This window comes from Kribbella solani (assembly GCF_014205295.1).
Lineage (GTDB): Bacteria > Actinomycetota > Actinomycetes > Propionibacteriales > Kribbellaceae > Kribbella > Kribbella solani.
The window spans coordinates 2,603,943-2,626,274 of record NZ_JACHNF010000001.1 but is presented as its reverse complement, the minus strand read 5'-3'; the positions used below and the strand labels follow the sequence as shown (position 1 = coordinate 2,626,274).

At 68.1% G+C, this 22,332-nt stretch carries 20 protein-coding genes; 15 read left to right on the top strand and 5 right to left on the bottom strand.

What is annotated here, in order from left to right:
- Positions 1-251 precede the first annotated feature (251 nt).
- The gene (locus tag HDA44_RS11775) at positions 252-761 is read right to left on the bottom strand and encodes an ArsR/SmtB family transcription factor (RefSeq protein ID WP_184833741.1); all 510 of its coding nucleotides are present in this window, start codon (positions 759-761) and stop codon (positions 252-254) included.
- Between the two features lie 56 nt (positions 762-817).
- Between HDA44_RS11775 and HDA44_RS11770 the strand changes: the two genes are divergently transcribed.
- From HDA44_RS11770 to HDA44_RS11745, 6 genes are all read left to right on the top strand, one after another.
- Entirely contained in the window at positions 818-1,801 is a 984-nt protein-coding gene (locus tag HDA44_RS11770; protein ID WP_184833739.1) for a S41 family peptidase, read from the top strand.
- A 9-nt stretch (positions 1,802-1,810) separates the two neighbouring features.
- Positions 1,811-2,539, top strand: a complete 729-nt coding sequence (pgeF, locus tag HDA44_RS11765; protein ID WP_184833737.1) for a peptidoglycan editing factor PgeF — start codon at positions 1,811-1,813, stop codon at positions 2,537-2,539.
- Entirely contained in the window at positions 2,536-3,249 is a 714-nt protein-coding gene (locus tag HDA44_RS11760) for a YggS family pyridoxal phosphate-dependent enzyme (protein ID WP_184833735.1), read from the top strand. Before pgeF ends, HDA44_RS11760 begins: the two co-directional genes overlap by 4 nt.
- 71 nt (positions 3,250-3,320) lie before the next feature.
- The gene (locus HDA44_RS11755) at positions 3,321-3,878 is read left to right on the top strand and encodes a cell division protein SepF (protein ID WP_184833733.1); all 558 of its coding nucleotides are present in this window, start codon (positions 3,321-3,323) and stop codon (positions 3,876-3,878) included.
- A gap of 39 nt (positions 3,879-3,917) precedes the next feature.
- Positions 3,918-4,223, top strand: coding sequence for a YggT family protein (locus HDA44_RS11750; protein WP_184833731.1), 306 nt, complete (start codon positions 3,918-3,920; stop codon positions 4,221-4,223).
- A 197-nt stretch (positions 4,224-4,420) separates the two neighbouring features.
- Positions 4,421-5,176 (top strand): DivIVA domain-containing protein, encoded by a 756-nt coding sequence (locus HDA44_RS11745; RefSeq protein ID WP_184833729.1) that lies wholly within the window; start codon positions 4,421-4,423, stop codon positions 5,174-5,176.
- Positions 5,177-5,423: 247 nt separating this feature from the next.
- Here HDA44_RS11745 and ileS read toward each other — a convergent pair whose 3' ends face one another.
- A complete protein-coding gene (ileS, locus tag HDA44_RS11740; protein WP_184833727.1) occupies positions 5,424-8,600 on the bottom strand; it encodes an isoleucine--tRNA ligase in 3,177 nt (1,058 codons plus the stop codon).
- Between the two features lie 280 nt (positions 8,601-8,880).
- On the opposite strand from ileS, the gene HDA44_RS11735 reads away from it, so the two are divergent.
- From HDA44_RS11735 to HDA44_RS11705, 7 genes are all read left to right on the top strand, one after another.
- Positions 8,881-9,156: a DUF167 domain-containing protein gene (locus HDA44_RS11735; protein WP_184833725.1), complete on the top strand. Its 276-nt coding sequence runs from the start codon at positions 8,881-8,883 to the stop codon at positions 9,154-9,156.
- Positions 9,157-9,343: 187 nt separating this feature from the next.
- Positions 9,344-10,030: a TraR/DksA C4-type zinc finger protein gene (locus HDA44_RS11730; RefSeq protein WP_184833723.1), complete on the top strand. Its 687-nt coding sequence runs from the start codon at positions 9,344-9,346 to the stop codon at positions 10,028-10,030.
- Entirely contained in the window at positions 10,003-10,944 is a 942-nt protein-coding gene (gene lspA, locus HDA44_RS37140; protein ID WP_238352419.1) for a signal peptidase II, read from the top strand. Before HDA44_RS11730 ends, lspA begins: the two co-directional genes overlap by 28 nt.
- Before the next feature lie 14 nt (positions 10,945-10,958).
- Positions 10,959-11,867 (top strand): RluA family pseudouridine synthase, encoded by a 909-nt coding sequence (locus HDA44_RS11720; RefSeq protein ID WP_184843397.1) that lies wholly within the window; start codon positions 10,959-10,961, stop codon positions 11,865-11,867.
- Between the two features lie 197 nt (positions 11,868-12,064).
- Positions 12,065-15,637 carry a DNA polymerase III subunit alpha gene (gene dnaE / locus HDA44_RS11715; protein WP_184833721.1) on the top strand — a complete coding sequence of 1,191 codons (3,573 nt, stop codon included), beginning with the start codon at positions 12,065-12,067 and terminating at the stop codon, positions 15,635-15,637.
- Between the two features lie 86 nt (positions 15,638-15,723).
- A complete protein-coding gene (locus HDA44_RS11710) occupies positions 15,724-16,344 on the top strand; it encodes a hypothetical protein (RefSeq protein WP_184833719.1) in 621 nt (206 codons plus the stop codon).
- A 48-nt stretch (positions 16,345-16,392) separates the two neighbouring features.
- Complete coding sequence (locus tag HDA44_RS11705) at positions 16,393-18,297, top strand: DUF3352 domain-containing protein (protein WP_184833717.1); 1,905 nt, start codon at positions 16,393-16,395, stop codon at positions 18,295-18,297.
- Here the strand turns inward: HDA44_RS11705 and HDA44_RS11700 are convergent.
- Together HDA44_RS11700 and HDA44_RS11695 are read right to left on the bottom strand one after the other, a co-directional pair.
- Positions 18,272-19,036: an alpha/beta fold hydrolase gene (locus HDA44_RS11700; protein ID WP_238352418.1), complete on the bottom strand. Its 765-nt coding sequence runs from the start codon at positions 19,034-19,036 to the stop codon at positions 18,272-18,274. The genes HDA44_RS11705 and HDA44_RS11700 overlap by 26 nt on opposite strands.
- On the bottom strand, positions 19,033-20,205 hold the full coding sequence (locus tag HDA44_RS11695) for an MFS transporter (RefSeq protein ID WP_184833713.1): 1,173 nt from the start codon (positions 20,203-20,205) through the stop codon (positions 19,033-19,035). The genes HDA44_RS11700 and HDA44_RS11695 overlap by 4 nt, the downstream gene beginning before the upstream one ends.
- A gap of 171 nt (positions 20,206-20,376) precedes the next feature.
- Between HDA44_RS11695 and HDA44_RS11690 the strand changes: the two genes are divergently transcribed.
- Both HDA44_RS11690 and HDA44_RS11685 read left to right on the top strand, forming a co-directional pair.
- Positions 20,377-21,309, top strand: a complete 933-nt coding sequence (locus HDA44_RS11690; RefSeq protein WP_238352417.1) for a helix-turn-helix transcriptional regulator — start codon at positions 20,377-20,379, stop codon at positions 21,307-21,309.
- 31 nt (positions 21,310-21,340) lie between these two features.
- Positions 21,341-21,712 carry a VOC family protein gene (locus HDA44_RS11685; RefSeq protein WP_184833709.1) on the top strand — a complete coding sequence of 124 codons (372 nt, stop codon included), beginning with the start codon at positions 21,341-21,343 and terminating at the stop codon, positions 21,710-21,712.
- Between the two features lie 34 nt (positions 21,713-21,746).
- Here the strand turns inward: HDA44_RS11685 and HDA44_RS11680 are convergent, their stop codons facing one another.
- On the bottom strand, positions 21,747-22,328 hold the full coding sequence (locus tag HDA44_RS11680; RefSeq protein WP_184833707.1) for a dihydrofolate reductase family protein: 582 nt from the start codon (positions 22,326-22,328) through the stop codon (positions 21,747-21,749).
- Positions 22,329-22,332 lie beyond the last annotated feature (4 nt).

Below are 22,332 nucleotides of genomic sequence, written 5' to 3'. Positions count from 1 at the left end.
CAGCAGTCGGCCCAGCCGGCCCCGCACACGCCCGCGTCTCCGACCTCACCGTCGACCCAGCACTCCTGGCCGACCCACGGCCCGAGCAACGCCGGCACCCAGCAGCCCACCACCCCGAACCGCCCCCGCAAGCAGGAGCCGGAAGAAGACCTCGACATCCCCGACTTCCTCAAGTAACAACCACAGTCGCCCCAACCTCCCACCCACCACCAGCCTCCTTCCGGGAGGGTGGTTGGTGGGTGTTTTTGGTTTTAGTGGTGTGGTTGGCGTGGGCGGTATACCGAGATCGCGACGCCGTACCGTGCCTCGTCCGGGCCGGCGTCGGTGAGCCCGTCGACCAGTTCGCTCAAGGTAGTGGCCAGTTCTTCGGCCTGGGCTGCCGTCAGCCGCAGGTTCCGCACCGTGAACAGTGGGTCGCCCTCGGCCGTTTCCAGGTCGGCCGCGACCGCCTGGAGCGCGACGGTGTTGTTCGCCCGCGCCCCCTCGCCGGTGAAGCCGAAGCGCCGGACGGACCGCCGGTAGTACTGCTCGGTCCCACCACGCACCTGCCGGGTCTCGGCCACGTGCACCATCCCGGCGTCGCGGAGCACGCCCAGATGATGAGCAACGTTGCCCTTCGCCGTCCCGAGCGCGGCAGCGAGCTGGCTGATCGTCGCGGCTTCCTGTCCGAGCGCGAACAGCAGCCGGTGCCGCAGCGGGTGCCCGAGCGCCTTGAACTGGGCGGCGCTCGACACTTCCAGGTGGTCGACGATCTCAGCCATGAATCAAGTGTCGAGTTTTCTTGACGCTTAGTCAATCCGGATGCTCTACTCCTGCCATGGAAACCGAAGAGATCAGGTCCGTCCTCGGTCGGCTGGGTTCGTTGGTCGGCGAGCACTATGTCTTTCCGGAGGTCGGCACCGAGATCGCCGGCCGGCTGGCGGCGGCGGTCGCCGACGGTGCGTACGACGAGCTCCGGACCCCGGTCGACCTGGCCGAACGAGTCACGGCTGACCTGCAGGTCGGCAACCGTGACAAGCATTTGCGGCTCAAGTTCCACCGCGACGGACTGCCTGACGAGACCGATCCGGTGGCCGAGAAGGCGTACTGGCAGCGCCGGGCCGCACTCGACGCGGGTGGCTTCGCCCGGATCGAACGGCTGGACGGCAACATCGGGCTGCTGGAGCTGCGGCCGTTGCTGTATCCGCCCGAGCTCGCCGGTGCCGCCGTCGCGGCCGCGATGTCGCTCTTGGCTTCGACCGACGCGTTGCTCCTCGACCTGCGGCGCTGCCTCGGCGGATCGCCCGATCAGGTCGCCCTGGTCTGCAGCTATCTGCTCGGCTCCGACGAACCGGTCCACCTGCAGGACCTGGTCTCGCCGTCCGAAGGAAGGACACGGCAGTTCTGGACCTCGCCGTATCTGGCGGCTCCGCCATACGACAGCAGCAAGCCGATCTGGGTACTCACCAGTTCCGCGACGTTCTCCGGCGGCGAGGAACTGTCGTACAACCTGCAGCAGTTCAAGCGCGGGGTCGTCGTGGGGGAGCGGACCGGCGGCGGCGCGCATCCGCGTCGTGGGTTCAAGCTGCACGAACAACTCGAGGCCTCGGTGCCGGTGGCGCGTTCGGTCAACCAGGTCTCGGGCACCAACTGGGAGGGCACCGGCGTCGCCCCCGATGTCGAGGTATCGGCGGAGCAGGCGTTCGACGAGGCGTACCGCCTGGCGGCCGAGTACGTTCTCGGGATGCCGGCGGATCCGGTCCGGAACGCTGTGACCGACGAGGCGCGCGCGGTGCTGGGTGTGGTGGTCACGGCTGGGTAATCTTCAGTCGTGTTCGGCTATGACGAGGTACTCACCGCCGCCCGGGTCGCGTTCACCGATCGGTACGGCGGCGCCAGCAAACCACCGTACGGCGAGTTCAATCTCGGGACAGCGGCCGGCCCGGACGCTGACGGCGTACGGACGAACTTCCAGCAGGTCGCGACCGAGTTCGGCGTACGAACCGAGCATGTGGTTGTCCTCCACCAGGTGCACGGCCGCGACGTACACGTCGTCCGCCCGGGCGACGAGCTTCCGCTGAACCCGCACCCGCAGGCCGATGCGCTGGTCACCGATCGGACCGATGTCGTACTCGCGGTGCGCGCCGCCGACTGTCTGCCCGTACTGCTCGCCGGTGATGGCGTGATCGGTGCCGCGCATTCCGGGCGCAGAGGGATGTACGCCGGCGTTGTTCCGGCCACGGTCGACGCGATGCGAAAGCTCGGTGCGTCCCGGATCACCGCAGTCCTCGGACCGTACGCCTGTGGGAAGTGTTACGAGGTGCCGGAAGAGATGCGCGCCGAAGTCAGCGCGCAGGTGCCGGCGTCGTACTCCGAAACCAGCTGGGGGACACCCGCGATCGACGTGGCGGCCGGGGTGCGAGCGCAGTTGGCCGAGCTCGACGTCGAGGTGATCGACGCGACGGCGTGCACGATCGAGTCCGGGAACCTGTACTCCTATCGCCGCGAAGGCCCGGAAAGCGGCCGGCTGGCCGGGCTGATCAAGCTGGCCGGCTCATGACCGAGCGGACCGACGAGCTGCGGTCGAATCTTCAGCTGGTCCAGGAGCGGATCGAGAAGGCCTGTCAGGCGGCCGGCCGGTCCCGGGACGAGGTGACCCTCGTAGCGATCACCAAAACCTTCCCAGTCAGCGACGTACGGGCGCTGGCGGCCCTTGGGATCGGCGACGCCGGCGAGAACCGCGAGCAGGAACTCAAACAGAAGGCGCCGGACTGCCCGGACCTGAGGTGGCACTTCGTCGGCCAGCTGCAGTCGAAGAAGGCCCGCTCGATCGTGAGATATGCCTCGGCGGTGCACTCGGTCGACCGGCTGTCGTTGGTCAGCGCGCTGTCGAAGGCCGCGGTCGCCGAGGAGAAGACGGTGCGCTGCCTGATCCAGGTGAGCCTCGCGGCGTACGGCCCGGCGGACGCGGCGACCGGCGCGAGCCGTGGCGGGGTCGAACCGTCCGCCGTACCCGAGCTGGCGGCTGCGATCGCGACCGCCGACGGGCTCGAACTCGGCGGCGTGATGGCGGTCGCGCCGCTGGGATCGGAACCGGCCGAAGCCTTCGCCGGACTGCGTGAAGTAGCGTCCCGGCTACGCTCCGAACACCCCGGCGCGGACTGGATCTCGGCCGGGATGACCGGTGATCTGGAGGCCGCGATCCAGCAGGGTGCGACACACGTTCGGCTCGGGCGCGCATTACTCGGTACGCGCCCCCGGCTGGGTTAGTGTCGACATCGAACGGGTTTCGCTACTTGTTCAACTGTTGTCGTCGAGCCGGATCGAGGTGCTGAGGGGCCATGAGCGGCGCACTGCGCAAGATGGGTGTGTACCTCGGCTTGGTCGAGGACGGGGAGCGCTACAACGCGCGGTACGACGACGAGTACGACGACTACGACGAGTACGAGGACGAAGCCGTCGACGGGGACTCCCAGACCGAGCCGGTACCCGCCGGCCGGGAGAGCCGTGAGTCCCGCGAGCCACGCGAACACCGCGAGGAGCGTCCGGAGCCGAGCGGTGCAACGGTGAGCAAGTTCCCAGACCGGCGCGGAGTCGCGCCGTCCCCGGAGGTTACCGAGTTGGCCCGCATCACCACCGTGCATCCGCGCAGCTACAACGAGGCGCGCGTGATCGGTGAGCACTTCCGCGACGGTACGCCCGTCATCATGAACCTGACCGAGATGGACCACGCCGACGCCAAGCGGCTGGTGGACTTCGCGGCCGGCCTGATCTTCTGCTGCCGCGGTTCGATCGAGCGGATCACCACCAAGGTGTTCCTGGTCTGCCCGCCGAACGTCACGGTGGCCGCCGAGGAGAAGGAAAAGATCGCTGCCGACGGGTTCTACAACCAGAGTTGAGGACAGCCGTTTCCGGCGTCTTCTACACTGCTTGTCGACATGGTTGCTCTAGCGCTCGTCCTCAGTGTTCTCAGCTGGGTGCTGCTCGCCTTCTTCCTGATTCTGGTGGCGAGGTTCGTACTCAGCCTGATCGTCATGTTCGCGCCCCAGTGGCACCCGAAAGGCCCGGTGCTGCTCTTCTTCGAGCTGGTCTACTCGGTCACCGATCCGTTCCTGAAACCGCTCCGGCGGATCCTGCCCCCGATCGGGGCCGGCGGGGTCCGGATCGACCTGTCCATGCTGATGCTCTTCGTCATCATCTCGGTGGCGATGTCCATCAACTCGACGGCCCTGCGCTCGTTGTGAGGGTGAGGACGGCACGGACTGGGTAGGTAGAGTCGAGGGAATTCGGGGGCCCGTAACGTTCGGGCCGGACCGGCCCGGCGACCGTTGTCGGCCGCCCCGATTCCGTCATAAGACAACGAAGCGATAACGTGATCTACTGAGTCGCCAAGGCGAGGGCCACGGGGACTCCGCCAAGACACAGACAAACGAGGTGAAAGATGCCGCTGACGCCGGATGACGTCCGCTCGAAGCAGTTCACGCCCGTCCGACTACGGGAGGGCTACGACGTCACAGAGGTCGACTCCTTCCTCGACGAGGTGGAAGCCGAGCTCGAGCGCCTTCTCGCCGAGAACGAGGAGCTGCGGGCCAAGCTCGCGGCGGCTCAGCGCGCGGGTGCCGAGCAGCAGCAGCGACCGGTCGACCAGACCGCCGCGCTGCCGCCGGTCGTGCAGCAGCCGAAGCCGCCGGTCGTGGTCGAGAAGGTCGAGGAGAAGCCGCCGGTAGTGGCAGCTGCTCCCGGCGCGGCCGCGGCGGCCGGCACGGTCGGTGACGCGTCCAGCTCCGCGGTCCGACTGCTGGAGATGGCCACCAAGCACTCCGACGACCTGGTCCAGGAGGCGAAGGACACCGCCGACAAGATCATCGGCGAGGCCCGCGCCAAGGCGGAGCGGCTGGAGAACGAGGCTCGTGGCAAGGCCGACCGGATGACCGGTGAGGCCCGCGCCCGCGCCGAGAAGCTCGACGGCGAGATCGCCGAGCGGCGCGCCCAGATGCTCGGCACCCTGGAGAAGCAGAAGGGCCAGCTCGAGCGCACCATCGACGACCTGCACGCGTACGAGCGGGAGTACCGCAGCCGCCTGAAGACGTACTTCACCGAGCAGCTGAAGGCGCTCGGCAACGGCGACGACACGCTCAGCCCGCGGAACGGCTTCCGTCCGGAGGCCCGCGCCCAGGCTCACGGCCACGGCGTCTAAAGATCACTGAGCTGTAAGTAGCTCGCAAGGGCGGTGCTTTCCGGCGGCACCGCCCTTCGGCATGTCCGGGCACTTCTCACCCAGTGTCCCGCCGGAACAACACCCAGTAACACCCCCGGCCGTCACCACCGGCCGTACCCCTGAACGCCATTTGAGAGGTTCACCTCTCGAATGTGCCCTTCACCACCCGGATGCGAGTGGTGAAGGGGCGATTCGGCGGGTGAACCTCTCAAATAGCTGGGGCCGGTCAGGCCTTGGTGAGCCAGTAGGTGAGCTGCAGGTCGGCTTCGGTGCCGGTGACCAGGTCGGCCGGAGTTGACGGGGCCGACTGGGTCAGTGTGGTGGCCAGGACCTCGCGGGCGATCTCGTCGGCGTGTTTGCCGAGGGCATCGGTCAGCTCGGCGTCGGTCGAGGTGAGCCAGACCTGGATCCGGTCCGACACCTCGAGCCCGGCGTTCTTCCGCGCCTCTTGCAGCGTACGGACCACCTCGCGCGCCAGACCGGCCTGTCGCAACTCCGGTGTGACTTCGAGGTCGAGGGCAACGGTCTCGCCCTGTTCGTTCACCACCGACCAGCCTTCCTTCGGCCGCTCGGACAGCAGCACCTCGGACTCGCCGACCTGAACCTCTTCGCCGTCCACCACCACGGTGGCCGTGCCGGATGCCTTCAACGCGGCGGCGAGCGCGCCGGCATCGGCCGCGGCGATCGCGGCGGCGACGACCGGAGTCTGCTTCGCGAACCGCTTCCCCAGCTCCCGGAAGTTGCCCTTCGCGGAGAACTCGACCAGGTCCGCTCCCGCCGACGACAGCGGCGCGACCGTGCCGACGTTCAGCTCGTCGGCGATCTCCTGCAGCAGCTCGGGGGACAGGTCGGCGATCGCTGCCGACCCGACCAGCGCGCGGGCGAGCGGCTGCCGCGTCTTCACCTTCGCCTCGGCACGGGCGGACCGGCCGAGCTCGACCACCCGCCGGGCCATCGACATGTGCTGGGCCAGTACGTCGTCGATCAGCGTCTCGTCGTACGCCGGGAAGCTGCTCAGGTGGACCGACTCGGGCAGCCCGGGCGTGACCGGACGGAACACGTCCTGCCAGACCCGCTCGGTGACGAACGGCATCAGCGGCGCCATCACCCGGGTGAGTACGTCGAGCGTCTCGTGCAGCGTCGCCAGCGCGCCGGCGTCACCGGCCCAGAACCGGCGGCGCGAGCGGCGGACGTACCAGTTCGAGAGCACGTCGACGAACGAGTTGATCAGCAGACCGAGGCGCTGCGTGTCGTACGCCGCGTAGGCCTCGTCGGTGTCCCGGACCAGCCGGTGCGTTTCGCTGACCAGCCAGCGGTCCAGCACCGAACGCTCCCCGACGGCGGGCGCGTCGGCCGGAGACCAGTCGGCCAGGCGTGCGTACAGGGCGTGGAACGCGACCGTGTTCCAGTAGGTGATGAGCACCTTCCGGACGATCTCGTTCAGTACGTTCGGGCCGATGCCCCGTGCCTTCCACGGCGACCCGGAGGCGGCCATGAACCAGCGCACCGCGTCCGCGCTGTGGCTGTCCATCAGCGGGATCGGTTCCAGGATGTTGCCCAGGTGCTTGGACATCTTCCGGCCGTCCTCGGCCAGGATGTGCCCGAGACAGACCACGTTCCGGTACGACGACTCGTCGAAGACCAGCGTGCCGATCGCCATCAGCGTGTAGAACCAGCCACGGGTCTGGTCGATCGCCTCGGCGATGAAGTCGGCCGGGTACGTCTGCTCGAACTTCTCCTTCGAGCCCTCCGCCCACGGGTACCCCCACTGCGCGAACGGCATCGAGCCCGAGTCGTACCAGGCGTCGATCACCTCGGGCACGCGGCGCGCCTCGGCACCACAGGCCGGGCAGTCGAAGGTGATGTCGTCCACGTACGGCCGGTGCGGGTCGGTGGCGCTCAGGTCCCGGCCGGCCAGCTCACCCAACTCGGCGAGTGAGCCGACGCACACCTGGTGGTCCTCACCACAGCGCCAGATCGGCAGCGGCGTACCCCAGAAGCGCGACCGGGAGACCGCCCAGTCGATGTTGTTGCGCAGCCAGTCGCCGTACCGGCCCCACTTGACCGACTCCGGGTACCAGTTGGTCTTCTCGTTCTCCCGGAGCAGGGCGTCCTTCACCTGAGTGGTGCGGATGTACCAGGAGGGCAGCGCGTAGTACATGACCGGGGTGTGGCAGCGCCAGCAGTGCGGGTACGGGTGCTCGTACGGCACGTGCTTGAACAGCACGCCACGCTCGGACAGGTCCTTGACCAGGTCCTCGTCGGCCTTCTTGAAGAACTGCCCGCCGACCAGCGGTACCTCAGCGTTGAAGTGACCGCTGGAATCCACTGGGTTCACCACGGGCAGGTTGTACGCACGCCCGACCGCAAGGTCGTCCGCGCCGAAAGCGGGGGACTGGTGCACGAGACCAGTACCGTCCTCGGTGGTCACGTACTCCGCGAGCACGACGTAGTGCGCCGGCTCGTCGAACGGCACGAGCTCGAACGGACGCTGGTACGCCCAGCGCTCCATGTCGCGGCCGGTGTAGCGCTCCGTGACGGTCCAGCCCTCACCGAGCTTCTCCAGCAGCGGCTCCGCCACTACCAGTGACTCGGTGCCATCAGTAGCTACGACGTACTCGACGTCTGGGTGCACAGCGACCGCGGTGTTGGACACCAGCGTCCAGGGCGTCGTCGTCCAGACCAGCAGCGACGCCTTGCCGGCCAGCGGACCAGAGGTGAGCGGGAAGCGCACGTACACCGACGGGTCGACCACTGTCTCGTAGCCCTGTGCCAGCTCGTGGTCGGACAGTCCGGTGCCGCAGCGCGGGCAGTACGGCGTGATCCGGTAGTCCTCGACCAGGAGGCCCTTGTCGTGGATCTGCTTCAGCGACCACCAGACCGACTCGACGTACTGCGGGTCCATGGTCTTGTACGGGTGATCGAGATCGACCCAGTAGCCCATCCGGACGGTGAGCTCCTTGAAGGCGTCCACATGGCGCAGGACCGATTCACGGCACTTGGCGTTGAACTCGGCGATGCCGTACGCCTCGATGTCGTTCTTGCCGCTGAAGCCGAGCTCCTTTTCCACCGCGACCTCGACCGGGAGCCCGTGGCAGTCCCAGCCGGCCTTGCGCTCGACCCAGAAGCCCTTCATGGTCTTGTAGCGCGGGAACACGTCCTTGAAGACGCGGGCCTCGATGTGGTGCGTACCCGGCATGCCGTTCGCGGTCGGCGGCCCTTCGGAGAACGTCCACGGCTGACCGCCGGTGGACTGTTCGAGGCTCTTCGCGAACGTGTCGTGCTCGTCCCAGAGTGCCAGCACCTCGCGCTCGAGCGCCGGGAAGTCGACCTGGGCCGGAACCTGCCGCCACGGGCCCGGAGAGGGGACTGCCGAGGGAACTGCCGGGGTGTCTGCCGCCATCTTCGTGTGTCCTTCGTCGCATCTGCCGCCGCTGACGAGGGACGAAGTGACCGGACTCAGCCGGTTACCGCGCGGTACCACCCTCCTTGGTGACCCTCAGTTGTGGTCACCCACTTCCTTGCCGCGACGCTGCCGGTTCTAATAGGTCCCTGACGGACTGTTCTTCCGGCGGCTCCGGGGTGATGGCCCCATCACTGCCTTGCGGTTCGCGGTTGTCAGTGTACGGCGTCGTACCGGGTGACTACGAATCGTTAATCGGTGGTGCGGTAGGAATTCGGCCATGAGAATTCTGCTGCGGGTCCGGCCGGGGGCCTCCAGAACCGCGGTCGGCGGCCGGTACGACGGTCCGTCCGGGCCGGCGCTGGTGGTCGCGGTGGCGGCCCGTGCGGTGGAAGGACAGGCGACGAAGGCTGTCCTGACGGCGGTCGCGGCGGAGTTCGGGGTCCGGCGGTCCGCGGTGACTCTGGTTCGTGGCGCGACCAGCCGGGACAAGCTGGTCGAGGTGGAGGGGGATGAGATGAAGCTCCGGGAACGACTCGAGCGACTATGGGCCTGACCTGGGAAGTGTTACGGACAGTGATGTCTGCAACACGGTTGTGACGCGCCGAACATCGAGCGGACTTGAAGAACCGACTACCTTATCCCCACGGTCTGCGCGTCAGGCTGGCCCGTGACCAAAGCGTGGCCTACTGTCTTGCGACCAGTCCGCTTCAGTCTCCGACGAAGGCAGGGGGTAGCTGAGCATGGCTACATCGGCACCCAAGAAGTCCGCCCCCCAACGATCTGCCGCGGCCAAGAAGAGTGCCGCCAAGAAGTCCGAGCCGGTCAAGCAGCAGCAGACGACGGGGAAAAGCCCGGCGAAGAAATCGCCGGCCAAGAAGACCACCGCGATGAAGAAGTCGGCCTCGACCACCGCGGCGAAACGAACAGCGGCTAAGACCCCTGCCAAGAAAGCTCCGACGAAGAGGGTGGCCATGAAGACGAACGAGAACAGGACTCCGGCGACGGCGCCGGCCAAGTCCGCGGCGCATACGGCCGAGACCTTCAAGGTGAAGCCAGGTGAGGATCCGTGGACGGCGGCCGAGCTGGCCGAACTGCGGACGGAGCTGGAGAGTGAGGTCGAGCACCTCAAGCAGGAGATCAAGGACGCCGAGCAGGAGATCGCCGGCCTGTTCCGGGACGGCAGCGACGGCGCCGGGAACGACCAGGCGGACGTCGGCTCGACCACGCTGGAGCGGTACCACGAGCTGACGCTGGCCAACAACGCCCGGGACATGCTGAACCAGATCGAGTTCGCGCTGTCCCGGATCGACGACGGCACCTACGGCGTCTGCGACAACTGCGGCAACGCGATCGGCAAGGGTCGGCTGCAGGCGTTCCCGCGTGCGACACTGTGCGTGTCATGCAAAGAACGCCAGGAACGCCGCTGAACGACCCCGCCGCCCCAACCCCGGCGGAGGACGTGGACACCCCCGAACCGGCCGACTCCCCGTCGGCCGGTTCGCCGTCGTCCACAGCCGACGAACACACCACCCGCGCGGCAGTAACTGTGCGCGACGACGCCACGGGTTCGGCACCCGACGAAAACCACCCCGCGACCGGAACCACCACGTCACCTCCCCAGGAGGACGACGGCGAGCGCCTGGGTGCCGCTAGTACCAGCTCGCGTGCCGAGGAGGACGATGGCCCGCGCCTGGGTGCCGGTAGTACCGGCTCGCGTGCCGAGGAGGACGATGGCCCGCGCTTGGATGCCGATGGGAGCACCACCTCGCCCCCTCGGGGGGATGACGGCCTGACGGCTGCTCCCTCCGCTGCCGCCGAGGCCGCCGCCTCTGGCGGCGAGGCGGGACGCCGGTCGTGGAAGTGGACCCTGGTGTTTGGTGGGGTCGGGTTGGTGGTGTTGTTGCTTGATCAGCTCACCAAGGCTTTGGCGCTGGCGCATCTGACGCCTGGGGAACCGGTGAACGTGATCGGCTCGCTGCTCAAGTTCAACCTGATCCGGAACTCGGGAGCGGCCTTCAGCCTCGGCGCCGGCTACACGCCGTACATCAGCGCCGTTCAGATCATCGTCGCGATCGGCGTCGTGTACCTGTCCCGGCGGCTCGGATCGGCCGGCTGGGCGCTCGCCTTCGGCCTGCTGTTCGGTGGCGCGGTCGGCAACATCCTGGACCGGATCTTCCGCGCCCCGTCGCCCTTCCACGGGCACGTCGTGGACTTCCTCCAGACCCCGCACTGGGCGATCTTCAACGTCGCGGACATGGCCGTCACCTCGGCGGCGATCCTGCTCGTGATCCAGACCCTGCGCGGTATCAGGCTGGACGGCACCCGGGAGCCGCGAAAGTGAGCTCCCGGACCGTGATGGTGCCGGACGGACTCGCGGGCGAGCGGCTGGACGCTGCGCTCTCGCGCCTGTTCGGCGTCTCCCGTACCAAGGCCGCCGAGCTGATCGAGTCCGGCCTGGTCCAGGTGGACGGCGCCCCGGCGCCGAAGTCCTCCCGGGTCGCCGCCGGCGTCCTGCTCGACGTCGAGCTGCCGCCACCGCCGTCCGAGGTGACCGTGGTCCCGGAGACGGTCGACAACCTGCGGATCGTGCACGACGACGACGAGATCGTGGTCGTCGACAAACCGGTCGGCGTCGCCGCGCACCCGTCACCCGGCTGGACCGGCCCGACGGTGATCGGTCACCTGGCCGGCGCCGGTTTCAGCATCTCGACCAGCGGCGCGGCCGAGCGCAAGGGCATCGTGCACCGACTGGACGTCGGTACGTCGGGCCTGATGGTGGTCGCGAAAACCGAGTACGCGTACACCGTACTGAAACGTGCCTTCAAGGAACGTACGGTCAAGAAGATCTATCACGCGCTGGTGCAGGGTCATCCCGACCCGTTCACCGGTACGGTCGACGCGCCGATCGACCGGCATCCGCACCACGACTACAAGTTCGGCGTGGTGGCCGGCGGCAAACCGAGTGTCACGCACTACGAGACCCTCGAGGCGTTCCGGTACGCGACGCTCCTGGAGATCACGCTCGAGACCGGGCGTACGCACCAGATCCGCGTCCACATGTCGGCGATCGGTCATCCGTGCTGTGGCGATCTCACCTACGGCGCCGACCCGGTACTGGCCGAGCGCCTCGGGCTGACGCGGCAGTGGTTGCACGCGATGCGGCTCGGCTTCACCCACCCCGGCTCGGGCGAGTACGTCGAGTTCACCTCGGAGTACCCGGCCGATCTGGACCAGGCGCTCGACCTCCTCGCCGACGCCCAGTAGAGACGCCCAGTAGAGACGTCCAGTAGAACGGCTCGGCAGGACGCCCAGTGCGCACCCAGTGGTGTGCAACTGGTGTGCTCCACGCCCGGATAGCGGGCGGCGATCGGGCCCGCCGGTGAGCCGATTCAGAACTGTCCACGGGCCCGCATAGTCTGTACCGGTCCACCTGAATCGCGCCCTGGGAGGTCTGCGTCGATATGGCGTCCAGCAACAGTTTCGTGCATCTCCACGTGCACACCGAGTACTCGATGCTGGACGGCGCCGCGAAGAACAGCAAGTTGTTCACCGAGGTCGAGCGGCTGGGGATGCCCGCGGTCGCGATGAGCGACCACGGCAACATGTTCGGGGCGTACGAGTTCTTCCAGTCGGCCAAGAAGAGCAGCGTCAAGCCGATCATCGGCATCGAGGCGTATGTCGCGCCCGAGTCGCGGCACCACAAGAAGCCGGTCTTCTGGGCGGACAGTTCGCGCGGCAGCGGGCAGGACGACGGCGAGGGCGGCAAGGACGTCTCCGGCGGCGGCCGGTTCACCCACATGACGATGTGGGCCGAGAACCTGGCCGGTCTGCGCAACCTGTTCCGGCTGTCCTCCCTCGCGTCGTACGAGGGGTACTACGGGAAGCCGCGGATGGACCGGCAGCTGATCGCGGAGCACTCGGCCGGCATCATCGCGACCACCGGCTGCCCGTCGGGTGAGGTGCAGACCAGACTGCGACTGGGTCAGTACGACAAGGCGCTGCAGGCGGCGTCGGACTACCAGGACATGTTCGGCAAGGAGAACTACTTCCTCGAGCTGATGGACCACGGCCTCGACATCGAGCGCACGGTCCGGACCGACCTGCTGAAGATCGCCAAGGAACTCGGCATCCCGCTGCTCGCGACGAACGACTCGCACTACGTCACCGAGGACCAGGCCGACGCGCACGACTCGCTGCTGTGCGTCGGCGTGGGCAAGAACAAGGACGACCCGAACCGGTTCCGCTTCAACGGCGCGGGCTACTACATCAAGACCGCCGACGAGATGCGCCGGCTGTTCTCCGAGCTGCCGGAGGCCTGCGACAACACGCTGCGGATCGCCGAGCGGGTGGGGGACTACTCGGAGGCGTTCGACTACGTCGACCGGATGCCGCAGTTCGAGGTGCCGCCGGGCGAGACGCAGTCGTCCTGGCTGCGCAAGGAGACCGAAAAGGGCATCCAGCTGCGGTACGGCGACAACCCGAGCCAGGAGGTGCTGGACCGGGTCGAGACCGAGTTCGCGGTCATCTCGCCGATGGGCTTCGACTCGTACTTCCTCGTCGTCGCGGACATCTGCAAGTACGCGCGCGACAACGGCATCCCGATCGGACCGGGCCGCGGTTCGGCCACCGGTTCGATCATCGGGTACGCGATCCGGATCACCGAGCTGTGCCCGCTGGAGCACGGACTGCTGTTCGAGCGGTTCCTGAACCCGGAGCGGATCTCGCCGCCCGATGTCGACCTCGACTTCGACGACCGCCAGCGCGACCGGATGGTCCGCTACGTCACCGACAAGTACGGTGCCGAGTACACCGCGCAGGTGAACACCTTCAGCACGATCAAGGCGAAGGCGGCGGTGAAGGACGCGTCCCGCATCCTCGGGTACCCGTTCGCCGTCGGCGACAAGATCACCAAGGCGATGCCGCCGGACGTGATGGGCAAGGGCATGCCGCTGACCGGCATGTTCGACAGCTCGCACCCGCGGTACGTCGAGGCCGGCGAGATCCGGCAGCTGTACGAGAACGATCCCGACGTGCACAAGGTGATCGACACGGCGAAGGGGATCGAGGGCCTGATCCGCGGCACCGGGGTGCACGCGGCCGCGGTGATCCTGTCGTCGACGCCGCTGCTGGACCTGATTCCGCTGCACCGGCGGGACAAGGACGGCACCATCATCACCGGGTTCGACTACCCGTCGTGCGAGGCCATGGGCCTGGTGAAGATGGACTTCCTCGGGCTCCGCAACCTCGGTGTGATCGACCACGCGATCAAGGTGGTCAAGGAGAACCGCGGCATCGAGCTGCAGACCGAGAACATCCCGCTCGAGGACGAGGCGACCTTCAAACTGCTCGGTCGCGGCGACACGCTGGGCGTGTTCCAGCTCGACGGCACCGCGATGCGGAACCTGCTGAAGCTGATGGAGCCGAGCCGGTTCGAGGACATCGCCGCGGTCCTGGCGCTGTACCGGCCGGGCCCGATGGCCGCGAACGCGCACATCAACTACGCCGAGCGCAAGAACGGCCGGCAGACGATCACGCCGATCCACCCGGAGCTGGAGCAGGCGCTCGAACCGATCCTTGGTACCACCTTCCATCTGCTCGTCTACCAGGAGCAGATCATGGCCGTCAGCCGGGAGCTGGCCGGCTACAGCCTGGGTGGCGCGGACATTCTGCGCCGGGCGATGGGCAAGAAGAAGAAGGAAGTCCTGGAGGCCTCGTTCGTCGAGTTCCAGGCCGGCATGCGCAACAACGGGTACTCGGACGAAGCGATCCAGGCCCTGTGGGACGTCATGCTCCCGTTCTCCGGGTACGCGTTCAACAAGTCCCACACCGCCGGGTACGGACTGGTCTCGTACTGGACCGCCTATCTGAAGGCCAACTTCCCGGCCGAGTACATGGCCGCGCTGCTGACCTCGGTCGATGACGACAAGACCAAGATGGGTGTGTACCTGGCGGATGCCCGCCGGGTCGGCATCAAGGTGCTGCCGCCGGACATCAACGAGTCGATCGCGGACTTCACCGCGGTCGGCAAGGACGTCCGGTTCGGGCTCAAGGCGGTCCGCAACGTCGGCGCGAACGTGATCGAGTCGCTGGTCGCGACGCGTGAGTCGAAGGGCAAGTTCACCTCGTTCGCGGACTTCCTCTCCAAGGTGGAGCTGGTGGTCTGCAACAAGCGCGTGATCGAGTCGCTGATCATGGCCGGCGCGTTCGACTCGCTCGGGCACAAACGGTCCGCGCTGATCGCGTGTCACGAGCAGGCGGTCGACTCGGTCGTCGAGGTCAAGCGCGCGGAGCAGTACGGTCAGTACGATCTGTTCGCCTCGATGGAGGAGCAGGAGGGCAAGGCCACCGACTCCGAGCAGTTCGGCGTCGAGATCGACGAGTCGGTCGAGGAGTGGAACCGGAAGCTCCTGCTCAGCCAGGAGCGCGAGATGCTCGGCCTGTACGTGTCGGCGCACCCGCTGGACGGCGCGCAGCCGATCCTCGAGCGCAACCGGGACGTCCGGCTGATCGACCTGGTCGACGGGGACCGGACCGAGGGTGAGGTCCGGGTCGCGGGCATGATCACCAAGGTCGACCGCCGGGTGAACAAGCGCGGCGACACCTGGGCGATCGTGACCATCGAGGATCACGACACCGGTATCGACATCCTGTTCTTCCCGTCGACGTACCTGGCGGTCTCGTACGAGCTGATGGAAGACGCGGTCGTTTCGGTGCGTGGCAAGCTGAATGAGCGCGACGGGTCGCTGAACATCTACGGCCAGGAGCTGAACCCGCTCGACATCTCCAGCGTCGAGAACGCCGCCTACCCGCCGATCGTGCTGACCATGCGGCCGCAGCAGGTGGTTCCGGATCTGGTCAACGAGATCAAGGAGATCCTCGGCGCGCACCAGGGCGACCGCCCGGTCCAGATTCACCTGCGGCAACGTGAGGGCGGTCTGCTGAAGTTCGCTCTGCCGGGCTGGAAGGTCGACGGCGGCAGCTCGTTCATGGCCGACATGAAACAACTGCTCGGCCCGTCGGCCCTGCAGAACTGATCAGCCGGCCGCGCATCCCGTACCGACTTGGGGTGCCGCGGCCGGTCAGGTGAGTGTTGCTGGGGGTGATGCGGCACACTGTCGGCGTGAGTCAATCGCAGTCTCCCCAGCCGTCGCCGTACGTGGCGCCTTCGTCGTACGAGCAGTTCGGGGCGCCGCCGGTGGCGGAGCCGCGGATGCCGTGGGCCAAGGCGATCGTGGTGACGGTGGTGGTGTTCCTGGTCGCCGGCGTGGTGGCCGGGTGGGCGTGGCAGCAGTTCTCGCCGCTGGCGAAGTACACCGTGGATGAGCAGGGCGGTGCGCTCGGTGAGGAGCAGATGACGCGGATCTTCGGCCCGGACGGGACGTACACCGCGATCGGGTTCGTCGCCGCGCTGGTGCTCGGCGCGGCGCTGTTCTGGTGGCTGCGCAACTACGGTCCGTGGTCGGTCGCGATCGTTGCCCTGGGCTCCTGCCTGGGGTCGGGCGTCTGCTGGGGTGTCGGCATGCTGCTCGGGCACGACCCGCTGAACCCGCGGCTGCGGGCGGCCCGGCCGGGTGACCTGGTCGCGGCGCCGCTGGAGCTGCACACCTGGACCCCGCTGGTGTCCTGGCTGATCGGTACGGCGCTGGCCTGTGCGATCATCGCGGCGACCACCTGGCGCGCGGAGCCGGTTGCAACCACTTCGAAACCTGGTGCGTCAGAGCCTGCACCGCCGGTCGACTAACCTTTGCAGGTCCGGTGGGTGAGGCCACCGGAGCCAGCGAGGGAGCATATGTCCGACCAGAACCAGCCGCCCGCACCGCAGTACCCGGGTGCCGGCGGTCCGCAGCCGCAGTACGGTCCGCCGCAGGGGCAGCAGTGGCCCCAGCAGGGTCAGCCGAATGCTCAGCAGTACCCACGGCAGCCGCAGCAGGGCGGTCCGCGGCACGGCGGCCCCCAGCAGGGTGGCCCGCAGCAGACTGACCCCCAGTACGGCGCTCCGCAACAGGGCGGTCCTCAGTACGGCGCGCCCCACCAGGGCGGCCCGCAGCAGGGTGGTCAGCAGCAGGGTGGTCAGCAGTACGGGGCGCCCCAGCACGGTGGTCAGCAGTACGGGGCGCCCCAGCACGGTGGTCAGCAGTACGGCGGTCCGCGGCCGCAGGGGCAGCAGTACGGGCAGCAGGCCTCGTACGAGCAGCTGCACGTCGGCGGGCAGCCGCCGCAGGGTCCTGGGTTCGGTGGGCAGCAGCAGTGGCAGCCGGAACCGAAGAAGAAGCGCGGCAAGGTCATCCCGATCGTCGCCGCGCTGGCGATGGTCCTGGTGCTGGCCGGCGGCGGCATCTTCGCGTACGGGAAGCTCAACGGCGGCAAGCAGCCGGCCGAGGTGCTGCCCGGTAGCGCGGTCGCGTACGCCCGTGTCGACCTGAACCCGTCGGCCGGGCAGAAGGTCGCGGCGATCCGGTTCCTGCTGAAGTTCCCGTCGGTGAAGGACCGGCTCGGTCTCAGCGGCGAGCAGGACGACCTGCGGCAGAAGCTGTTCGACCTGGTCAAGAAGTCGGCCGGCTCCGACCTCGCCGACGTCGACTTCGACAAGGACATCAAGCCGTGGCTGGGCGATCGGGCCGGGGTCGCGGCGCTGCCGCCGGCCGACGGTGACCGCGAGCCGGTCCCGGTGCTGGCCGTCCAGGTGAAGAACCAGGACGCCGCGAACAAGGGCATGGACAAGCTGCTCGCGAACGAGGACAAGAAGCCGGGCCGCGCGTTCAGCGACGGGTACATGCTGCTGTCCAAGGACCAGGCGACGGTCGACTCCGCGGTGTCCGCGGCGAAGGACAGCCCGCTGAGCAAGAACGCCAAGTTCAGCGCGGACATGGACAAGCTCGGCGAGCAGGGCTTCGTCTCCGCCTGGGCCGACGCGAAGAGCCTCGCGTCGATCACCGGCAAGGTCGACTCCAGCCAGCTGGCCGGCCTCGGCGACGCGACCACCGCGCTCGCGCTCCGCTTCGACGCGTCGTACGTCGAGCTGAAGGGCGTCGGGAACAGCGACAAGAGCGTCAAGGTCAACGGTGCCGACGCCGGTGACCTGATCTCCAAGCTGCCGGACACCACGGCCGGCGCGATCGCGCTGTCCGGCGGTGACAGCCTGATCGACACCGCCTGGAAGCAGCTGCAGCAGGCCGGCGGCGAGAACCTGACGCCGATGATCGACAAGATCAAGCAGGAGACCGGGCTGACCTTGCCGGACGACCTGAAGACCTTGCTCGGCAAGAACGTCGCGATCGGGATCGACAAGAACTCCGAGCAGGGCCCGAAGATCGCTGCCCGGATGGAGACCGACCCGGCGAAGGCCGAGCCGGTGGTCCAGAAGCTGACCTCGCTGCTGCGCGAGCGGTCCTCGGCGAACATTCCGATCGAGACCGCGAAGGACGACAAGTCCTACGTGGTGGCGACCAGCAAGGAGTACGCCGAGCAGGTGCTGAAGGGCGGCAACCTCGGCCAGAGCGAGAACTTCAAGCAGGCGCTGCCGGACACCAAGGGCGCGGTGCTGATCGGGTACGTCGACTTCGAGGCGGCGCGGTCGATCAGCGAGCGGTTCGGTGGCGGCAAGGACGTCGACGCGCTCCGCTCGGCCGGCATCGTGGCGCGGTCGACCGGTGACGGTCAGGCCGAGTTCAGCCTGCGGGTGGTCGCGAAGTAGTTGATCCAGGCAACGACCTGAAGAAGCCCCGGACCGCCTCGACGTAGGCGTCCGGGGCTTCTCTGTGGATCCAGTGCCCGGTGTCCGCGAACGTGACGAGGCGGGTGCCGGGTCGGCGCCGGACCATTTCGGCGGCGTGGTCCGCGCCGAGCAGAAAGCTGTTGGTTGCCCGCAGCAACAGGAGTGGTTGGCGTACGGCGAGCCAGTCGGCCCACCAGTCGCCGACGTTGCCGCGCTGGGCCGCCATCATGGCGTCGAGGTCGAACATCAATCGGCCGTCGGCGTCGACGCTTTCCAGGAAGTACTCCGGTGCCGGGGTCGCCGCGAAGAACGCCGCCGCTTCGGTCCGGTCGGCGAACTGGGTCGGCCAGCCGGTGACGTCGAGGATCGCGTCACCGGGCATCGCGCCGACATCTTCCACGACCACCGCGCGTACGAGCTCGGGGTGCCGGGCGGCCAGCTGGTACGCGGTCACGCCGCCCAGCGAATGCCCGATCACCAGCGCGGGTGCCAGGTCGTGCGTTTCGATGAACCGGGCAGCATCCGCGACAAACGCCTCCCGGCTGAAGTCGCCGGTCCGGTCCGGGGTGGCGCCGTGGCCGCGGAGGTCTGGGGCGATCAGGCGGTAGTCGGGTCGCAGGCGGTCCGCGAGCGCCGCGAAAGTACGGCCGCGGCCGAAGGTGCCGTGCAGGGCCAGCACCGGCTGCCCCGGGCCGCCGGCGTCTTCGTAGTGGGTCATGCGCATGTCACCAACTCTCTCGTACGAAGCGTGGCCGGCGCCGCGATGACCAGTACGGCGAGGAGCAGACTGATCCGGAAACCGGTGCTGAACTGGCCGGCGCTGAGGAGTACGCCGAAGATCGCCGGCGCGGCGCCGCTGCCGAGTTGGCGGGCGGCGTTCAGTACGCCCGAGCCGAGGCCGCCGCGGTCCGGCGGGATGCCGTCGAGCATCAACGTGGTCACGGCCGGTGCGACGAGTCCCGCGCCGGCGCCGATCGGAAGTAGCCAGGCGGTCAGTTGGTAGATCGCGGAACTGCCGGCCGCGCTGGTGATGATGAGGCCGAGCAGGCCGAGGATCATCAGGGATTGGCCGAGGAGGAGCGTGCGGCGTACGCCGAGGCGGCTGGTGAGCCGGCCGGCGAGCAGGTTCGCGGGGATGATCAGGAGGGTCATCGGGACGAAGACGAGTCCGGTGACCCAGGCGGACCGGCCGAGGTTGTCCTGAAGCAGGAACGTGACCGCAAAGATCGCACCGTACGAGGCGAAGTTGAGCGCGAACCCGGTGACCGAACTCACCAGCACCGACCCGGACCGGAGGAGCTCGCCAACACCTGCACGCCGAAGCCGCGAGGGCGACGGCGAGGTCGTGTGGGTTGTGGTGGCGAGGGTCAGGAGGCTCAGAGGGAGGTTCAGCCAGAAGGTGCCTTGCCAGCCGATGGTTGAGGTGATGGCGCCGCCGAGGGGTGAGCCGACTACCAGGGCGATCGCGCCGGCTGCCGTCCAGCGCCCGATCGCTCGGGCGCGCCCGCTGGGACCCGGAGTGATCTCGGTGTTGAGCAGGGACAGACCAGCAGGGAGCAGCAGGGCGGCCGCCGCACCTTGAAGGCCGCGGGCGGCGAGCATCACCGGAAGGTTTTGGGCCAGCGCGCAAAGTGCGGACGTGGCGGCGAAGACGACGGTGCCGAGGGTGAAGGCTCGGTGTGGCCCGATGCGATCGGCCCAGGCGCCGGCGGGGAGCAGGCAGACGGCGAAGACCAGCGAGTACCCGGTGAGTACCCACGGCAGGCTGGGCCCGCTGCCGAGCTCCCGGCCGATCGCCGGCAGCGCGGTGGTCGCCATCGAGGCATTCAGAGTGACCAGAAAGAACGACAACGCCGACGGAACCAGCGCGGAAGAACGAACAGACATAGGCACCAAGGTGACCGCTCTCCGGACAGCTTGGGTACATCTGTCAGGTGGTGCCGTACCGAAGGACAGGTAGTGGTAGGGCGAACCAGCCTCGAGCGACCTGCGCTTAGGCGTGACGGGTCGGCGCGGCTCCTACCACTTCCTGTCCTTCGGTACGGTGATTGGGTTTGGATGGTTTGGATTGGGACGGGGTGTGTGGTGGGGTCGGCGGCTCGGGGTGAGTTGGGGGCGTTCCTTCGGGAGCGTCGCGGGCGGTTGACGCCGGGGGATGTGGGGCTGATCGCGGGGCCACCGCGGCGTACGCCGGGGTTGCGGCGGGAGGAGATTGCTGAGCTTGCGGGGGTGAGCGCGGGGTATTACGCGCGGCTGGAGCAGGGGAGTGCGCCGCATCCGTCGGAGAGCGTGCTGGCTGCGCTGGCCAGGGTTCTCCGGCTCACCGCCGACGAAGAGCGGCACCTGCGGGCGCTGGCCGCCTGGCCGGGACCGGTGCCTGCCGGGGCCGGAGCGGTGCCTGCCGGCGCTGGAGCGGTGCCTGCCGGGGCCGCGGTGTCTGCCGGGGTTCGGGACGATGGTGCTGTGATCGAGCAGGTGTCACGTTCGGCGCTGCGAGTGATGGAGATGCTCAGGCCGCCGACGGCCGCGATCGTGCTCGGCCGGATCGGTGACGTGCTGGCGTGGAACGAGTACGCCCCGCGCTTGTTCCCCGGCCGCCTGCCCACCGAAGAACGCCACCCGTCAGCGCGGTCGAACAACGCAAGGTACGTGTTCTGCGATCCGCGGGCCCGGGAGATCTTTCCGCGTTGGGAAGAGGTTGCCGACGACACCGTTGCGCATCTGCGCGCGGCGGCGGGGCATCTGGTGGATGATCCGGGGTTCCGCGAGCTGGTCGATGACCTCTTGGCGACCAGTCCGGAGTTCGCCGCGCGGTGGCAGCGGCGGGACGTACGGCGGCACGTGTCGGGGGAGAAGTACCTCAACCACCCAGTACTCGGCCGGCTCACCGTCGACTACGAGGTGCTCGCCGTACTCGACCAGCCGGATCAATTTCTCGTCGTGTACGGGCTGGGCGATGTCGAAATCCCCGAACCAGCCGCTACCTCCTGAGTGAAAGCACCTCACCCGAAGGAGTACGGCAATGAACCACCTGACCGAGATCCGCACCATCGGAATCCCCGTCACCGACCAGGACCGGGCCCTGAAGTTCTACACCGAAACCCTCGGCTTCGAGCTGGTGATGGATGCGCCGCTGCCGCGGTTCGGCGGTCGCTGGCTCGTGGTCGCGCCGCCCAACTCAGCCACGAACCTCGCCCTGGTGCCCGCGAAGGACGACCTCCCGGCCGGCGTGGACACCGGCATCCGCTTCAGCAGCCCGGACGCCAAAGCCGCCCACGAGCACTTCGGCAACACCGGCGTAGCCACCACCGAGCTGCTCGAATGGCCCGGCGTACCGCCGATGTTCAGCCTCCGCGACCCCGACGGGAACCGCCTGTACGTCTCCCAGTTCTGACCGACCGGTTCTGCCCGGTCTGTTCTGACCCCGATCAGTTCTGGCGAATCCGGTAGCGGAGGTGTGTTGCCCGCGGCGTGTCGATCACTCGAACGATCTCCAGCTCGACCCGCCGCGGCAACACCTCGAACAACCGCACGCCGCCACCGAACAACACCGGCACCTGATCAATCTGCAACTCGTCCAGTACGCCCGCCGCCAACGCACTTCGGGCAGTCACCGCGCCGTGGACCAGCACGTCCTTCTCCCCGGCGACCGCCTTCGCCTGCGCGATCGCGGTCTCGACATCGGTCACGAACCGCACCTTCTCGTGCCCGGCAACGGCATCCGGCGCCGGAGCATGGCTGACGACGAAGATCGGTACGCCGTGATGGTCGCCGCCGTAGTAGTTGACCTGCTCCGCCGTACGCCGCCCGACCACGACCGCCCCGGTGGCATTCAACTCGTCCCAGATCGCCCCGGCAGCACCTTCCGGCCGGCCCACCGCGCCGGACGCGTCCTGGTACCACTCGTGCAGTCGCATGAAGTCGTCGCCACCGGGATTACCCGGCCGGTCGTTCGGCCCCGCGACGTACCCGTCGACGGACATCGACATCAACAACACCGCAGCGGACATGACC

Bases quoted from the DNA above. Each gene is read 5' to 3' on its own strand.
- HDA44_RS11775 (WP_184833741.1), bottom strand. From the start codon at position 761: ATGGCTGAGATCGTCGACCACCTGGAAGTGTCGAGCGCCGCCCAGTTC.
- HDA44_RS11770 (WP_184833739.1), top strand. From the start codon at position 818: ATGGAAACCGAAGAGATCAGGTCCGTCCTCGGTCGGCTGGGTTCGTTG.
- HDA44_RS11760 (WP_184833735.1), top strand. From the start codon at position 2,536: ATGACCGAGCGGACCGACGAGCTGCGGTCGAATCTTCAGCTGGTCCAG.
- HDA44_RS11755 (WP_184833733.1), top strand. From the start codon at position 3,321: ATGAGCGGCGCACTGCGCAAGATGGGTGTGTACCTCGGCTTGGTCGAG.
- HDA44_RS11750 (WP_184833731.1), top strand. From the start codon at position 3,918: ATGGTTGCTCTAGCGCTCGTCCTCAGTGTTCTCAGCTGGGTGCTGCTC.
- HDA44_RS11745 (WP_184833729.1), top strand. From the start codon at position 4,421: ATGCCGCTGACGCCGGATGACGTCCGCTCGAAGCAGTTCACGCCCGTC.
- ileS (WP_184833727.1), bottom strand. From the start codon at position 8,600: ATGGCGGCAGACACCCCGGCAGTTCCCTCGGCAGTCCCCTCTCCGGGC.
- HDA44_RS11735 (WP_184833725.1), top strand. From the start codon at position 8,881: ATGAGAATTCTGCTGCGGGTCCGGCCGGGGGCCTCCAGAACCGCGGTC.
- HDA44_RS11730 (WP_184833723.1), top strand. From the start codon at position 9,344: ATGGCTACATCGGCACCCAAGAAGTCCGCCCCCCAACGATCTGCCGCG.
- lspA (WP_238352419.1), top strand. From the start codon at position 10,003: ATGCAAAGAACGCCAGGAACGCCGCTGAACGACCCCGCCGCCCCAACC.
- HDA44_RS11720 (WP_184843397.1), top strand. From the start codon at position 10,959: ATGGTGCCGGACGGACTCGCGGGCGAGCGGCTGGACGCTGCGCTCTCG.
- dnaE (WP_184833721.1), top strand. From the start codon at position 12,065: ATGGCGTCCAGCAACAGTTTCGTGCATCTCCACGTGCACACCGAGTAC.
- HDA44_RS11705 (WP_184833717.1), top strand. From the start codon at position 16,393: ATGTCCGACCAGAACCAGCCGCCCGCACCGCAGTACCCGGGTGCCGGC.
- HDA44_RS11700 (WP_238352418.1), bottom strand. From the start codon at position 19,036: ATGACCCACTACGAAGACGCCGGCGGCCCGGGGCAGCCGGTGCTGGCC.
- HDA44_RS11695 (WP_184833713.1), bottom strand. From the start codon at position 20,205: ATGTCTGTTCGTTCTTCCGCGCTGGTTCCGTCGGCGTTGTCGTTCTTT.
- HDA44_RS11690 (WP_238352417.1), top strand. From the start codon at position 20,377: ATGGTTTGGATTGGGACGGGGTGTGTGGTGGGGTCGGCGGCTCGGGGT.
- HDA44_RS11685 (WP_184833709.1), top strand. From the start codon at position 21,341: ATGAACCACCTGACCGAGATCCGCACCATCGGAATCCCCGTCACCGAC.
- HDA44_RS11680 (WP_184833707.1), bottom strand. From the start codon at position 22,328: ATGTCCGCTGCGGTGTTGTTGATGTCGATGTCCGTCGACGGGTACGTC.